This is a genomic window from Saccharopolyspora hattusasensis, assembly GCF_050972075.1.
Lineage (GTDB): Bacteria > Actinomycetota > Actinomycetes > Mycobacteriales > Pseudonocardiaceae > Saccharopolyspora > Saccharopolyspora hattusasensis.
Window position 1 is genome coordinate 78,681 of the sequence record NZ_JBPCDC010000001.1, and the last position, 14,401, is coordinate 93,081.

At 67.8% G+C, this 14,401-nt stretch carries 13 protein-coding genes; 4 read left to right on the forward strand and 9 right to left on the reverse strand.

What is annotated here, in order from left to right; translation table 11 throughout:
- Positions 1 to 161: 161 nt before the first annotated feature.
- From ACRXBZ_RS00430 to ACRXBZ_RS00465, 8 genes are all read right to left on the reverse strand, one after another.
- The gene (locus ACRXBZ_RS00430) at positions 162 to 761 is read right to left on the reverse strand and encodes a sarcosine oxidase subunit gamma (protein ID WP_433877246.1); all 600 of its coding nucleotides are present in this window, start codon (positions 759 to 761) and stop codon (positions 162 to 164) included.
- Positions 754 to 3,534, reverse strand: coding sequence for a 2Fe-2S iron-sulfur cluster-binding protein (locus ACRXBZ_RS00435; protein WP_433877247.1), 2,781 nt, complete (start codon positions 3,532 to 3,534; stop codon positions 754 to 756). The genes ACRXBZ_RS00430 and ACRXBZ_RS00435 overlap by 8 nt, the downstream gene beginning before the upstream one ends.
- Complete coding sequence (locus tag ACRXBZ_RS00440) at positions 3,531 to 3,833, reverse strand: sarcosine oxidase subunit delta (RefSeq protein ID WP_433877248.1); 303 nt, start codon at positions 3,831 to 3,833, stop codon at positions 3,531 to 3,533. The genes ACRXBZ_RS00435 and ACRXBZ_RS00440 overlap by 4 nt, the downstream gene beginning before the upstream one ends.
- Before the next feature lie 14 nt (positions 3,834 to 3,847).
- A complete protein-coding gene (locus ACRXBZ_RS00445) occupies positions 3,848 to 5,086 on the reverse strand; it encodes a sarcosine oxidase subunit beta family protein (protein ID WP_433877249.1) in 1,239 nt (412 codons plus the stop codon).
- Between the two features lie 117 nt (positions 5,087 to 5,203).
- Positions 5,204 to 5,518, reverse strand: coding sequence for a hypothetical protein (locus ACRXBZ_RS00450; RefSeq protein ID WP_433877250.1), 315 nt, complete (start codon positions 5,516 to 5,518; stop codon positions 5,204 to 5,206).
- A gap of 63 nt (positions 5,519 to 5,581) precedes the next feature.
- On the reverse strand, positions 5,582 to 6,724 hold the full coding sequence (locus ACRXBZ_RS00455; protein ID WP_433877251.1) for an aromatic ring-hydroxylating oxygenase subunit alpha: 1,143 nt from the start codon (positions 6,722 to 6,724) through the stop codon (positions 5,582 to 5,584).
- Between the two features lie 158 nt (positions 6,725 to 6,882).
- On the reverse strand, positions 6,883 to 8,058 hold the full coding sequence (locus tag ACRXBZ_RS00460; protein ID WP_433877252.1) for an NAD(P)/FAD-dependent oxidoreductase: 1,176 nt from the start codon (positions 8,056 to 8,058) through the stop codon (positions 6,883 to 6,885).
- Positions 8,058 to 8,405, reverse strand: coding sequence for a bifunctional 3-phenylpropionate/cinnamic acid dioxygenase ferredoxin subunit (locus tag ACRXBZ_RS00465; RefSeq protein WP_433877253.1), 348 nt, complete (start codon positions 8,403 to 8,405; stop codon positions 8,058 to 8,060). Before ACRXBZ_RS00465 ends, ACRXBZ_RS00460 begins: the two co-directional genes overlap by 1 nt.
- A gap of 121 nt (positions 8,406 to 8,526) precedes the next feature.
- On the opposite strand from ACRXBZ_RS00465, the gene ACRXBZ_RS00470 reads away from it, so the two are divergent.
- From ACRXBZ_RS00470 to kynU, 4 genes are all read left to right on the forward strand, one after another.
- The gene (locus tag ACRXBZ_RS00470; RefSeq protein ID WP_433877254.1) at positions 8,527 to 9,309 is read left to right on the forward strand and encodes an IclR family transcriptional regulator; all 783 of its coding nucleotides are present in this window, start codon (positions 8,527 to 8,529) and stop codon (positions 9,307 to 9,309) included.
- Between the two features lie 217 nt (positions 9,310 to 9,526).
- Positions 9,527 to 10,891 carry an MFS transporter gene (locus ACRXBZ_RS00475; RefSeq protein WP_433883766.1) on the forward strand — a complete coding sequence of 455 codons (1,365 nt, stop codon included), beginning with the start codon at positions 9,527 to 9,529 and terminating at the stop codon, positions 10,889 to 10,891.
- A 39-nt stretch (positions 10,892 to 10,930) separates the two neighbouring features.
- Entirely contained in the window at positions 10,931 to 11,581 is a 651-nt protein-coding gene (locus ACRXBZ_RS00480; RefSeq protein ID WP_433877255.1) for a tryptophan 2,3-dioxygenase, read from the forward strand.
- A gap of 279 nt (positions 11,582 to 11,860) precedes the next feature.
- Positions 11,861 to 13,102, forward strand: a complete 1,242-nt coding sequence (kynU, locus tag ACRXBZ_RS00485) for a kynureninase (RefSeq protein WP_433883767.1) — start codon at positions 11,861 to 11,863, stop codon at positions 13,100 to 13,102.
- Between the two features lie 410 nt (positions 13,103 to 13,512).
- On the opposite strand, the gene ACRXBZ_RS00490 is transcribed toward kynU, so the two are convergent.
- Positions 13,513 to 14,376: a PaaX family transcriptional regulator gene (locus ACRXBZ_RS00490; protein ID WP_433883768.1), complete on the reverse strand. Its 864-nt coding sequence runs from the start codon at positions 14,374 to 14,376 to the stop codon at positions 13,513 to 13,515.
- Positions 14,377 to 14,401: the final 25 nt, after the last annotated feature.

The window sequence follows — 14,401 nt, forward strand, 5'->3', positions numbered from 1 at the left end:
CTCGGGGGCTGTGCCCGCCGAAGGGCTCTCGGCGAGGCCAGTCCCCGACGCGGTGAATTGGCATTCATGATGTCGGGGAACACGTGCGTGAGAAGGCCACAGCAACTCCCGCAGGGGGGCCGCTACCCGCACCGCTACGCAAACCACTTTCGAAACAGGCCCTACTGTTGGGCGGGGCGGAATTCCTGGGCCGTGTCGAGCAGCCAGTCCGCGAGGTACCCGGCGAACGACGGCCGGACGAAGAGCCGGAAGTCGTCGCCGCTGCCGAGGGCGAGGATCAGTGCACCGGTCTGCCCGATGCTGGTCTGCGCGCTCGATCCGTTGGGGAAGGCCGAGGATCGCAGGTCGATCGAGCACCCGAACGACAGCAGCTCTCGGGCCCGCCCACCGCTGAGCCGGATGGTGGTGCGCTGCGCGGACACGTCCGCGGCCGCGCCGCCGTGAGCGGATACGACCCGGCCGAGCGAGTCCTCCAGCTCGTGCGGGCGGGCGTTCTTGCTGGTCACCAGCCACTCATCGGGACCGAGCCAGATGATCTGGCCTTCCGTGGTGTGGGTCCAGGTGTTGGGTTCGACGGGTAACGCCGAACCCAACGCGCGTGCCACTGCCGCGGCGCCCGGTCCTGCAGCATCGACGCGCAGGTCCACCGCGGCCACTGGCTCCTCGGGCTTGACCATCAGCCCGTCAACCGCCCACGTCAGCTCGGCCAGAGCGGCTTTCCACGCTTGCAGGGGGTGCGCGGGGTAGAGGGTTTCAGCCATCGCGGCGTGCTCCTTCCGGGTCCACCAGCACGGTGTCGCCGATCTCGGCCTCGATGAGCTTGCCGCCCATCGGAACGTGCACCAGGTCACCGATTCGGGCGCGGCCGTTGTTCACCAGTGCGAGCGCGAACGGTCGCCCGAGCTCGGCGCTGTGGTAGCTGGAGGTGACGTGGCCGAGCATCGGGACCGGCGGCTCGGGTAGTGCCCCGTCCTCGCGGAACTCCACGATCTGCGAGCCCTCGCGCAGCTTGGTGAGTCCATCGGTCGGCAGCAGGGAAACGAATTGCTTGCGAAGCGGGTTGTGGTTCTCGGGCCGGGCGAACGAGCGCTTGCCGATGAAGTCTTCCTTCTTCTTCGACACCACCCAGTTCATGCCGAGGTCCTGAGGCGTGACCGTGCCATCGGTGTCCTGCCCGATGATCGGGTAGCCCTTCTCCGCGCGCAGCACGTGCATGGTCTCGGTGCCGTACGGGGTGATGTCGAAGCGCTTCCCGGCCGCCAGCAAGCGCTTCCACAGCGACAACCCGTACCAGGAGTTGACGTTGACCTCGTAGGCCAGCTCGCCGGAGAAGGAAATCCGCGCGACGCGGACCGGCACACCGTCGAGTGCGGTGTCCTTCCAGGCCATGAATGGGAACGCCTCGTTCGACACGTCGAGGTCGGGGAACACCGCGCCGACCACGTCCCTCGACCGCGGGCCGACGACCGGGAACACCGCCCAGTGCTCGGTGACCGAAGCCAAGTGCACGCGCAGCTCCGGCCACTCGGTCTGGAGCCACTCCTCCATCCACTCCAGAACGGCCGCAGCGCCGCCGGTCGTCGTGGTGACCAGGAAGCGGTTCTCCGCGATCCGCAGCACCGTGCCGTCGTCGATGACCATGCCGTCGTTGCCGCACATCACGCCGTAGCGCACCCGTCCGACCTTCAGCGTGCTCATCATGTTCGTGTAGATCCGGTCGAGCAGCACCCCGGCATCCGGGCCCTGAACGTCGATCTTGCCCAGGGTGGAGCCGTCGAGGATGCCAACGCTCGCTCGGGTGGCGGCGCACTCGCGCAGCACGGCGGTGTCCATGTCCTCGCCGGGCTTCGGGTAGTAACGCGCGCGCTTCCACTGCCCGACGTCCTCGAACACCGCCCCGGCCGCTACGTGCCAGGCGTGCAGCGAGGTGGTGCGCTCCGGGTCGAACAGCTTGCCGTGCTCACGCCCGGCTAGCGCGGCGAACGCCACGGGGGTGTACGGCGGACGGAAGGTGGTGGTGCCCAGTTCCTCGATCGGGCGGCCGAGGAGCTCGGCCGTGATGCCGGAGGCGATCACGCCGGAGGTCTTGCCCTGATCGTGCGCGGTGCCGATGGTGGTGTAGCGCTTGACGTGCTCCACCGACCGCAGCCCGGCGCCGACAGCCCGCTGGATGTCCGCGACGGTGGCGTCGCGCTGGATGTCGACGAACTGGCGGTCCGGGTCGCCTTCGGTCCGCCACAACACCTTCGTCGGTGTGCGGGCGGGTTCGGCGTCGACGGGCGGAGCTCCGTCACCGGCGCCTTCGCGCACCACCCCGGCCAGGTCGAAGGTGCCGTTCGCGGCTCCGATCACGGTGACGCCGGGCAGTGTTCCGGACGGGCGGAAGGCGCCGAGCGCGGCGTCGTAGACCAGCGCTCCCTTGATGTGGCTGAACAGGTGCACCACCGGGTTCCAGCCGCCGGAGACCAGCAACAGGTCAGCGGGCAGCCGCACCGCACCGCCGGCGTTGCGGGCGAGCACGCCGGAAACGCGCTCCTCGCCTTCGGTTCCGGTGACCACAGTGGACGGATGGACCGTGGTTCCACTTGCCACGGCACGGTTCTTCCATTCCTCGGGCGCGGTGTCCCGCGCGTCGAGGATGGTCACGCGCGCGCCCGCGTCGGCGAGGTCGATCGCCGCGGCATAGGCGGTGTCGTCGCTGGTGAACACGACGATCTCGCGTCCGGCGAGCACGCCGTAGCGGTGCAGGTAGTCCCGTGCTGCGGAGGCGAGCAGGATGCCGGGGCGGTCGTTGTCCTCGAACACGATCGGCCGCTCGTGCGCGCCGGCGGCGACGACGACCTTGAGCGCACGGATGCGGTGTACCCGCTGCCGGGAGCGGTTCGCGGGCGCGGCGGTGCCGAGGTGGTCGGTGCGCCGCTCCAGCGCAAGCACGAACCCGTCGTCGTACTGCCCGAACGCGGTGGTGCGCTGCAGGTGCAGCGCCTCCGGATTTTCCGCCAGTTCGGCGACGACCTCGTCGACGAACTCCCGGGCCGGACGACCGTCGATGCGCTCGGTACCGGTGAGGCTGCCGCCAGGGGTGACGCGGTCGTCGACGAGGACGACGCTCTCCCCCGCGCGCGCCGCGCTGCGGGCGGCGACCAGCCCGGCCGGTCCGGCGCCGATCACCAGCGTGTCGGTGTGGGTGTGCTTGCGGTCGTAGCGGGCGGGGTCGGGCACGTCGGCGAGACGTCCCTGCCCGTTGACGCCACGGGCGACGAGCCCATCGGTGAGCTCGACCGTGGTGGCCTGCAGCATCGGCTCCGGGAACGGCTTCTCGATCTGCACCAGGCCAGTGGGGTCTTCGGTCCAGGCGGCTCCGATCCCGTGCGGGCGGCCCAGTTTCACACTGGTGCCGACGTGGTGGACGCCGTTCGCCAGCAGGGCCGAGGCGAGCGTGTCACCCGGGTGGCCGGTGTAGGTCCGGCCGTCGAAGGTGAAGGTGAGCGTGCGGCTGCGGTCGATGCGGCCGTATCCGTCGACCCGGCTCATTGGTGCACCTCCTGTTCGGCCCGCGCCACGCCGGCGACCGGTTCACCGACGTCGTAGGTGGCGAGGAACTCGTAGGTGCGGGTGTCGCGGACGGCGTTGAACCAGCGGCGGCAGCCGAGGCTGTGGCTCCAGCGTTCCGCGAACGGCCCCTTGGGGTTGTCGCGGTAGAACACGAACTCCGCCCATTCCTGGTCCGACAGTTGGGCGGGCTCTTCTGGGTAGGCGATGTCGGCCTGGCCGCCGTAGTGGAACTCGACCTCCTCGCGGGGGCCGCACCACGGGCAGTGGATGAGTTGCATGGCAGTCCTCGGATTCAGTGGGCGACGGCCGCGGCGCCGTGCTCGTCGACGAGCGCGCCGGTGGTGAACCGGTCGAGGCCGAACGGGGCGACGTACGGGTGTGGCGCGCCGTGGGCGATGGTGTGTGCGTAGCACCAACCGATCCCCGGCGTGGCTTTGAAACCGCCGGTCCCCCACCCCGAGTTGACGTACAGGTTCTCGTACGGGGTGTGGCCAACGATCGGGCTCGCGTCCGGGGTGACGTCCACGATGCCCGCCCAGGAGCGCAGCAGGTGCGCCCGCGCGAACACCGGGAACAGCTCGACCGCAGCAGCCATCTGGCGCTCGATGATGTGGAAGGCACCACGCTGGCCGTAGCCGTTGTAGGAGTCCACACCCGCACCCATCACCAGTTCGCCCTTGTGCGCCTGGGAGACGTACACGTGCACGGCGTTGGACATCACGATCGTCGGGTGCACCGGCTCCAGCAGCTCGGAAACCAGCGCCTGCAGCGGGTGTGATTGCAGCGGGGTGCGCACACCGAGCATGTCCAGCAGCACCGACGTGTGCCCGGCCGCGCAGAGTGCCACGGTGCCGCAGGCGATGTCGCCGCGGGAGGTGTGCACCCCGGTCACCCGGTCACCGTCCACGGCGAACCCGGTCACCTCGCAGTTCTGGATCACGTCGATCCCGGCCTCGTCCGCGCGGCGCGCGAAGCCCCAGGCCACGTAATCGTGCTTGGCGATGCCCGCGCGCGGCTGATACGTCGCGCCCTGGACCGGGTAGCGGATATCGGCGGAGATGTTGACGATCGGGCAGATCTCCTTGACGTCCTCGGGTCCGATCCACTCCGCGTCGATCCCGTTGAGCTTGTTGGCCTCCACGCGGCGGACCGAATCGCGGACGTCCTGCTCGGTGTGCGCGAGGTTGAGCACACCGCGCTGCGAGAACAGGATCGGGTAGCCGAGGTCCTCCTCCAGGCCCTCCCACAGCTTCAGGGAGTGCTCGTACATCGCCGCGGATTCGTCCCACAGGTAGTTGGACCGGATCAGTGTGGTGTTGCGGGCCATGTTGCCGCCCGCGAGCCAGCCCTTCTCCAGAACAGCGACGTTGGTGATGCCGTGGTTCTTCGCCAGGTAGTGCGCGGTCGCCAGGCCGTGCCCACCGCCACCGACGATGACCACGTCGTAGAACTTCTTCGGTTCCGGGTTGCGCCAGAGGAAGTCAGGATGTTCGGGCAGCTGCGCGCCAGGAGGCGTGGTGGTTGCACTCATGCCTGCAGCTCCGGGCGTTCGGCTCTCGGGACCGCTTGACGATCAACCGTTGTGGACATACGGGTCGACCTCCCGTGTATCTGTGTTCGATGGTTGATATATCAGTTACAGGTCAAGTTAACCTCGGTGCCGGGCTCGGTCAACAGCCCGGGGGGATCTCCCGGAATTCGGGAGATGTCCCCGCGCCATCCACACCTCCAGGTGCGGCGCCTCGGCACCGATGGTGGCCGAGTCACCATGCCCGGTATGCACGATGGTTTCGCCCGGCAGGGCAAGCAGAGTCCGGCTGATCGAGCCGGCGATCGTGTCGAAGCTGGAGTAGGACCGCCCGGTGGCGGTCGTGACAGCCCGATGGAAACCCAGGTAAAACCAGCACTGTGCTGGCGGCGGGTATCGCCACGGGAAGACCAGCGCCGGGCGGGCACTGGCCAACGTCGGCACCATAAGGTGTCGGCTCGCGGAACGTCATCAACTGGGGTTCCCGGCAGGCCGACGTCATCCGGAGATCGCGGCCGCCACCCAATCCCGGAACTCGCCGATGTGGTGCTCGCTGGGAACCAGCACACCACCCGAGGCGTATGCCCGCGAGGACATCGCCGGCTGGCAACGCTCGCATGCGTCGAAGTCCTGCTGGTTGACCCGGTGAAAGAGCTCTACCGAACGCGAGAGATCGGCCCCGCTGTCGATGACCTCCTGCGTGTAGAGCCAGTCGCACTCGACGATCGTCCGGTCCACCGCCACCGGGTACATGCGGTGGAAGATCACGTGGTCCGGGACGAGGTTGATGAACACCTGAGGGTTGATCGTGACCGCGTAGTAGCGCCGATCGTGGTCTTCGTCAACGCCGGAGAGGGTTTCGAAGCCGCTCTGCCCGTCCACCGTGAAGCCGGTGACCTCCTCGCCGAACTCCGCTCCGTGCCCCACGAAGTACTGCGCCGCGTAGCCATCGGCGAACTCGGGCAGCACTTCAGTCAGTTCAGGATGGATGGTCGCGCAGTGGTAGCACTCCATGAAGTTCTCGACGATGAGCTTCCAGTTCGCCTTCACGTCGTAAGTGATCCGGCGACCGACCACGAGGTCGTCGATCCCCCACCCGTCGATGACGTCGGAATCACCGAGCCGGGCTGCAACCGCTGCCTGCACCGTGTCGGCGAAGGACGGCGGCTCGTCGGCAAGGCAAACCCAGACAGTTCCGAGCCATTCCTGCAGGGCGACGCCGATAAGGCCGTATTCGTCGCGGTTCACGTCGTTCATGGAGTTCAGATTCGGTGCCGCGATGAGCGAGCCATCGAGGCCGTAGGTCCACGCGTGGTAAGGGCACTGCAAGGACCTGCGGACCGATCCGGACTCTTCGAGGCACAGGCGTGCGCCGCGGTGCCGGCACACGTTGAGGAAAGCTCGCAAAGCGCCGTCGCGGCCACGCACGATCAGCACGCTCTCCCCTCCGACATCGACGTTGCGGAAGCTGCCCGGTGTTGCCATGTCACTGCTGCGGGCCGCGGCGAACCAGTTGCGCTGGAAGATCCGGGACTGCTCGATCTCGAAGACCGCGGCATCGGTGTAGTGCGATCCGGGCAAGGTCGGAATCAGGCTGGAGGCGGATTCCGGCTGCTGGCTGTGGACTTCGACGGAGCTCACAACGATCCTTTCCCTCTATTTCAATGCGGCGATGAATAGTCGGCGCGGATCCTGGGCAGCAGAGAGCTCGAGGAAACACCCGGGCCGAGCCGGTGCCCGAGGATCACCGCGCCAGCACGGGGACGGAAATGGATGAGAAGGACCCAACGTTCGCCGGATCAGCGCTGCGCCGGCCGGAATCCCGCTAGCTGGCGACGCCATCTCCCGAACGAGCGGGCGCGGTCGACCGCGAGAACTGCTACCGGATTGCCGGCCTGATCGCGGTAGAGCGCGAGGAAGTCGAGCGATTCGAGGTCGCCCTCGAGCACTTCGATCGTCGAATCCGCGGTGCGGTGACCGGCGAATTGGATCTTGTGACCATATTGGTCCGACCAGAAGTACGGCACCTCGTGATGCGCTGGCGGCAGGTAGGTCCGACCGAGGAGAGCGGACACTGCCGCAACTGGCTGCTGCACGGCATTGGTCCAGTGCTCCATGCGCCGGGCCAAGCCGAGGTAGTTCCGGTGGGAGTTGGCGCAGTCGCCGACCGCGACAACGCCAGGGATGTTCGTGACGCCCTGCGCATCGGTCACCACACCATCGTCGAGGTCGACGCCCGACCCGCTCAGCCAATCCACGGACGGTGCCGCCCCGATCCCGACCACCACCACATCGGCGGGGAGTTCGCGGCCATCGGTCAGGCGGACGGCCTTCACCTGCGTGCTGCCGACCAGCTCGGCGAGCGAAACGCCGGTGTGCAGCCGGACTCCCCTGGTGGCGTGCAGCCCGGCACAGATCTCGCCCATCTCAGCGCCGAGCGGCTTCAGCAGCGGCACGGGCGCAGCCTCGACGACATCGACCTCGACCCCCAATCCCACCGCCGTCGACGCGATCTCGGAACCGATGAACCCCGCCCCGATCACAACCAGACGGGCTCCCGCGACCAACTCCTCGCGCAGCACCATGGCATCGTCGAGCGTGCGGATGGTGTGCACTCCCTTGGGCATCTCCCCGGGGAGGTTCCTGGCCCGGGCACCGGTCGCCAGCACCACGCCATCGGACACGATCCGTGCACCGTCGTCGAGCACCACCGCCCGCCCACCGGTGTCGAGGGCAGTCGCGGTGCATCCGAGGCGCCACTCCGCGAGCAGTGCGGCGTCCTCAGGCGTCGCCAGCTTCAGGTCGTCTTCCGAAACCGTTCCGCCCAAGAACTCCTTCGACAGCGGGGGGCGGTCGTAAGGCGCGTGAGCTTCGTCGCCGACCACGGCGATGCGCCCCTCGAAACCCTGATCACGCAGCGCGCGGGTCGCCGTGAGCCCGGCGAGAGAAGCCCCGACAACAGTGATCGTCCGCATCATCGGACCTCTTCCGTAAGCGCCCGTACGACTACCGCCTCGACTTTCACCGACTCGTGCACGTAGACCTGACCGTCGGAGATGACGACTTCGTGCGTGCGCACCGGTTTCCGCGCGGGCGGCCCGCTGGGCCGCCCGGTGCGGAGATCGAAGCAGGCGGCGTGCAGCGGACATTCGACCGCGCATCCTTCGAGCCAGCCGTCCGACAGCGAAGCATCCTGGTGGGTGCACGTGTCGTCGATCGCGTAGAGGATGCCGTCCGCGTTGAAGACCGCGATCGTCACGCTGCCCTGCACACGTACGGACTCCCCGACCGGGATGTCGGACACCGCGCCAACTAAGATCATCGTTGCTCCTGTTGCTTATTGCGGAACACGACGTGCTATTCGCAACAGAGCATCCGGCACTTATCGTTTCCCGTCAATTAACCGATCCCAGATCGACTCACCTCAGGTTCGGAGTTGCAACATGCACAACAACAAGATCGCGGCCAAGTCTGAGCCCCGGACGCAGACCCAGGCCGTCGACCGGGCGCTGTCGATGCTCGTCCTTCTGGCCCAGCGCGGACCGGCCGGCGTGACCGAGCTGGCCCGCGAACTGGGGGTCCACAAGTCCACGGCATCCCGCCTCATGACCGCCCTGGAGAAGCACCGGTTCGTCGAACAGGTAGGCCCGCGCGGAAGATACCGGCTCGGATTCGGCATCGTCCGGCTCGCCGGAGCGACGGCGGCACAACTGGACATCGCCGGCGAAAGCAGGCCGATCTGCGCTCGGCTGGCATCCGAACTGCGCGGAACGGTGAGCCTCAGCGTCTTCGAGGGCGGCGGCGCGACCGCCGTCGTGCAGGAGCCGAGCACTGAGCGCAACTGGATCGGCCTCCGAGTCCCGCTCCATGCGACTGCGAGCGGAAAAGTTCTGCTGGCGAGCTTCGGATTCGAGGAGCTCGACGACGCCCTGAAGCAACCGCTGCGGCGTTTCACCCCACACACCGTTACCTCGCGCGGCGCCTTGCTGGCGGACCTGAACCGGGTGCGCGACCGCGGCTGGGCAGCCGCCAGCGGCGAGTTCGAACCCGATCTCCACACCGTCGCCGTCCCGGTGCGCGGCCCGGGCGGGCGCATCGCCGGAGCGCTGAGCGTATCGGCGGACGAGGCCCATCTCCGCCCCGCGGACTTCCAGGGCATTTCACGCATTCTCGTCCAAGCCGCCGAGGAGATCCTCGATCGCTTGCAAAATCTCGCGGGCCCGTAGCCGGCGCAGCGACCCTTGACCACCACTAACACATCTAATAACTTGCATAGATATATCAGTCGCATGAAACACGGGTGATCATGAATCCACGCCACCGCACGTCTTCGTTGTGCATGGGACGTAATGGAGCGGCCGGGTGAGCGGGGCGACCGAAGATCCTCGGGCCGCGGTCGACCGGGTAGCCGTCGCGGATGCGCAGACCATTCGTCGCGCGACAATGGCTGCAACACTGGGAAACGTCGCCGAGTGGTACGACTTCGGCATCTATTCCTATCTCGCAGCAATCGCCCTGGATCGGGTTTTCTTCCCCGATGCCGGGGAGTGGGCGGCGGTGTTCACCCTGGGCACGTTCGCCGCCGCGTTCTTGGTTCGCCCGCTCGGCGGGCTCATCCTCGGCCCGCTGGGTGACCGCATCGGCCGGACCAGGGTCCTCTCCGCCACGGTTCTCCTGATGGCGATCGCCACTGCACTGCTCGGGCTCGTTCCCAGCTACGGCGCGATCGGTATCGCGGCCCCGTTGATCGTGTTGTTCATCCGGATGCTGCAGGGCTTTTCCGCGGGCGGCGAGTACACCGGAGCACTGACCCTCGTCGCGGAGTACGCCCCCGACCGGCGGCGCGGTTTCCTGGGCAGCTGGCTGGAGTTTGGCACGCTGGTCGGGTACACCCTCGGCGCGGGAATCTGCACGATCCTGGTCGCCGTGCTGCCGCCGGACGATCTGTTGACCTGGGGATGGCGGCTGCCCTTCATGCTCGCCATTCCGGTGGGCATCACCGGGATCTACCTACGGATGCGCCTGGAGGAGACGCCCGCGTTCCGGCAGCTGATGGAGCGTTCACCAGCGATGGCCACCATGTCGCTGCGCCGCGTCTTCCAGATCTTGGTGACCCATTACCGCTCGGCGGCGCTGATCGCTGGCGGACTGATCGTGGCCTGGAACGTCACCAACTACGTTCTGACGAACTACGTGCCGACCTACCTGACGGGCACCCTACCGGCCTACGGCAAGAGCGGGACCAGCGAGGCGCTCTCGACCACGCTTCAGGTGGCCGTCATGCTGGCGATGCTCTGCGTCATCGTGTTCGTCGGCAAACTCAGCGACAGGATCGGCAGGAAGCCGATCCTGATTACCGGCAGCGTCTCGCTCGTCCTGCTCGGTCTGCCTTCGGTCTGGCTGCTGAGAGCGGGGCTTACCGGCCAGGTCCTCGGCTTGCTGATCATGGGTTTCGCGCTGCTTTGCTTCGCGGCGGTGACCCCCTCGACACTGCCCGCGCTCTTTCCCACCTTCATCCGGTACGGCAGCCTCGCCATCATCTTCAACTTCTTCGTTTCCGCGTTCGCGGGCACCGCGCCCACGGTCATCGGTGTCGCGGTGACCACGACCGACAACCTCGACTGGCCTGGCTACTACCTCACCGGGGCAGGTGCGATCGGGCTCGTAAGCGCCTTGTTCCTCAAAGATCCGGCCGGACGGCCGCTGACAGGGGCGGCGCCGCTCACCTCCAGCGCGGACCTACCCGCACCGAAGCTCTCGAAAGACGGCGTGCCGTTGGAGAATCCGTCAGCGCGCCGACGGAGATGACGAACCGCGGCCGCGGACGCAGCAAGCCACGACGAGCTGTTGTTCATCATCCAGCACCAGGCTGCGGAGCTGTGGCTCAAGCTCGTACTGCACGAACTCCGGACCGCGCGCGAGCACCTGGCAGGCGACCGGCTGCAACAGGCGCTCAAGGGACTGGCCAGGGTCAAGCGCATCCAGCACATCCTCACCGAGCAGTGGTCGGTACTGGCAACCCTGACACCTTCGGAATTCGTGCGGTTCCGCGGATTCCTCGGCAGGTCATCAGGATTCCAGTCTTATCAGTACCGCGCAGTGGAGTTCATCCTCGGCAACAAGAACGACGAGATGCTGGAGGTGTTCCGGCACGATGAGCACGCCCACGCACTGCTGTCCGGGCTGCTCGGACAACCCAGCATCTACGACGAATTCCTCCGGTACCTCGCCCGGCGCGGATACCAGGTCCCCGCCCCGCTGCTGGAGCGCGACGTCAGCCACACACACCTACGTGCCGAGCTCGTGCCCGTCTTCCGGAAGATCTACGAGTCGGTCGCGGAGAACTGGGATGCCTACGAAGCCTGCGAGGAACTCCTGGACTTGGAGGACAACTTCCAGTTATGGCGCTTCCGGCACCTGAAGACCGTGGAGCGCACGATCGGTTCAAGCGGGGCACCGGTGGGTCCAGCGGCGTGCCTTTCCTCCGCGACGCGCTAGACCTGACCTTCTTCCCCGAGCTGTAAGCGGTGCGCACCGAGATCACCCGGTAGAACGGCCAGGAGGACCACGATGCCGAGCGACGAGGACGAATGGGTGATCGCCGATTCCGCCTGGTGGGGACGGTGGTTCGACCGGTGCGCGGTGCGCCTGCGCCGTGGCCGCGCCGTCGGTGCGGGGCCGCTGCCACCCTGGTCGGTGCCGCGAGGCCCTGCGCGCCGCCCGAGTCCTCGACCCACCCCCGTCGTCCTGACTCGACCACCAACGGAGGAAGAACGCATGTCCGACCGCACCAGCCTCCTGGAGAAAGCGCACGTGCTGGACGGCGCCGATCCGCTGCGCGGCTTCCAGGAACGGTTCTTGACGCCCGACGGCGCGGACGTCGTCGCCTACCTCGACGGCAACTCCCTGGGACGACCCTCTCGTGCGATCCCCGAGCGCATGGACCGGTTCATCCACCAGCAGTGGGGACAACGCCTGATCCGGGGGTGGACCGACGAATGGCTCGACTGGCCGGAAGCGATCGGCGACCGCGTCGGCCGGGCCGCGCTCGGCGCCGCACCCGGACAAGTCGTCGTGGCCGACTCCACCACCGTCATGCTCTACAAGCTCGCCCGCGCTGCGGTCGCCGCCCGGCCCGGCCGACGCGAAATCGTCCTCGACACCGACAACTTCCCCACCGACCGCTACGTCCTGGAAGGCATCGCCGCCGAACGTGGCCTGGTCCTCAAGTGGATCGAAACCGACCCGGCGGCGGGCATCACCGACGAACAGGTCGCCGGCGCAGTCGGCCCGAACACCGCGTTGGTCGTGTTCAGCCACGTCGCATACCGCTCCGGCTACCTGGCCGACGCCGAAGCCATCACGCGCACGGCACACCGAGCCGGTGCGTTGGTGCTGTGGGACCTCTGCCATTCGGTCGGTTCGGTACCCGTGCACCTCGACGCGTGGGACGCCGATTTCGCCGTCGGCTGCACCTACAAGTACCTCAATGGCGGGCCCGGATCTCCTGCCTTCGGCTACGTCAACCAGCGCCACCACGGGCTCGCGCAGCAGCCGATCTGGGGCTGGATGGGACATCGCGAACCGTTCCTGATGGGGCCCGGGTACCAACCCGCCGACGGCATCCGCGGGCTGCTCAGCGGAACGCCCCCGATCCTGGCGATGCTCCCGCTGCTCACCGGCCTGGACATGCTCGAGGAAGCGGGGATCGAAGCAGTCCGCGCGAAGTCGTCGCTGCTGACCCAATACGCCCTCGAACTGGCGGACGCGTGGCTGTTCGACCGGGGCGTGCAGCTGGCCTCACCACGCGAACCCGAGCGCCGCGGCGGCCACATCACAGTGCGCCGAGCCGACTTCCGGGAGGTCACCGAGCTGCTCTGGCAACGCGCTGTCATCCCGGACTTCCGCGCACCGGACGGAATCCGCATCGGCCTCGCCCCGCTGAGCACCAGTTTCGTCGAGGTCCACAAGGGTCTCTCCGCACTCCACCAACTCGTCGACGAACGCGGGAAGCCGTGACGATCCAGCCCGCTTCGCGAGTTCAGGCCCGGGCGAGCTCGCGGAGCACGAAGCGCCGGCCCGCGATGTTGTAGCCCACGGAGATGATCAGGGCGTCGGTCCAGCACGACGCGGTGGAAGTGCGTGGTGGCCTTCGGTTTTCCGGCGTGCCGGCGGCCACTGCTCGCGTGGCGGCAGGTTGTCCCGGCACAACGTGTCGACGTGCCCGGACACCGATATTTGCTGGTGTGCGGGGCGCGCGGAGGTTGTCGCCTGAGGCGCAGGTGTCGTGAGCGGTTTCGAGCGCTATAGCCCCGAAAACCGCGCACGGGCCACCTCGGAACGCAGCGATCAGCACCACCCACACCACCTAGGAGAATGGCCGACCGAGACGAATCCCGCACCCACCGCCGCGATCCCCGCCGAACCGATCAGCGCGCCGTGACGGCTTCGACGTGCTCGTGGGCCTGCTGCTCCAACAAGGACTTCAGCGTGAAGAACACCTCCGCGGCCACCGTCCCGTTCCAGTCCTTCGGCAGCAGCTCGGCGGGCAGCCCGGGGTCGAGGTAGGGCAATCGGCGCCAGTCGGTGAGCACCCGCACGTAGTCGGCGAAGGCCTCCGGTCCGCGCGGTGCCCGGCGACGCCGCCAACGCCGCAGCACCGGCTGGTGCACCCCGATGAACTCGCCGTAGAGCTGCTGCAGTTGCTCCAGGTCCCACCACTGCGCCACCTTGGTCCGCAGATCGCCGAAAGCGAGGTGCTCGGCGTGGAACAGATCGGCGTAGCCGGCCAGCTCGTAGCGCCGCAGGACGCTGCTCGCCGCGTCCCGCAGGTCGGCCGGGGCGATCCACACCCCCGGCGCGGCGGTGCCGAAACCCAGCCGCGTCAGCTGGGTGCGCAGCACGTGCCGCTTCTGCCGTTCCGATTCCGGGACCGAGAACACCGCCAGCACCCAACCCTCGGCGAGGGGGGCGCGCTCCGGTCGGAAGATCCACTCGTCGCCTTCCCGCAGGATCTCCAGCGCAGCACCGGACAGTTCGTAGCCCGCCGCCCCGCCGCGCCGCTCGGCCAGCAGAATCCCGCGCCGCTTCAGCCGCGAGATCGACGAGCGCACCGCGGGCTCGTCGACGCCGAGATCGGCGAGCAGCTGCACCAACGACGCCACAGACAGCCAGCCGCCGGCCTCCCGCGCGTACAAGCCGTAGACGGTGACGATCAGCTGTCTGGGCTGCATGCCGCGGCCGGTCAGTTCGCCCACCACGGCCTCGCCCACCGAGGCGCTGTCCGTCACCATGTCCGTCGTCACGCAAACACGATAA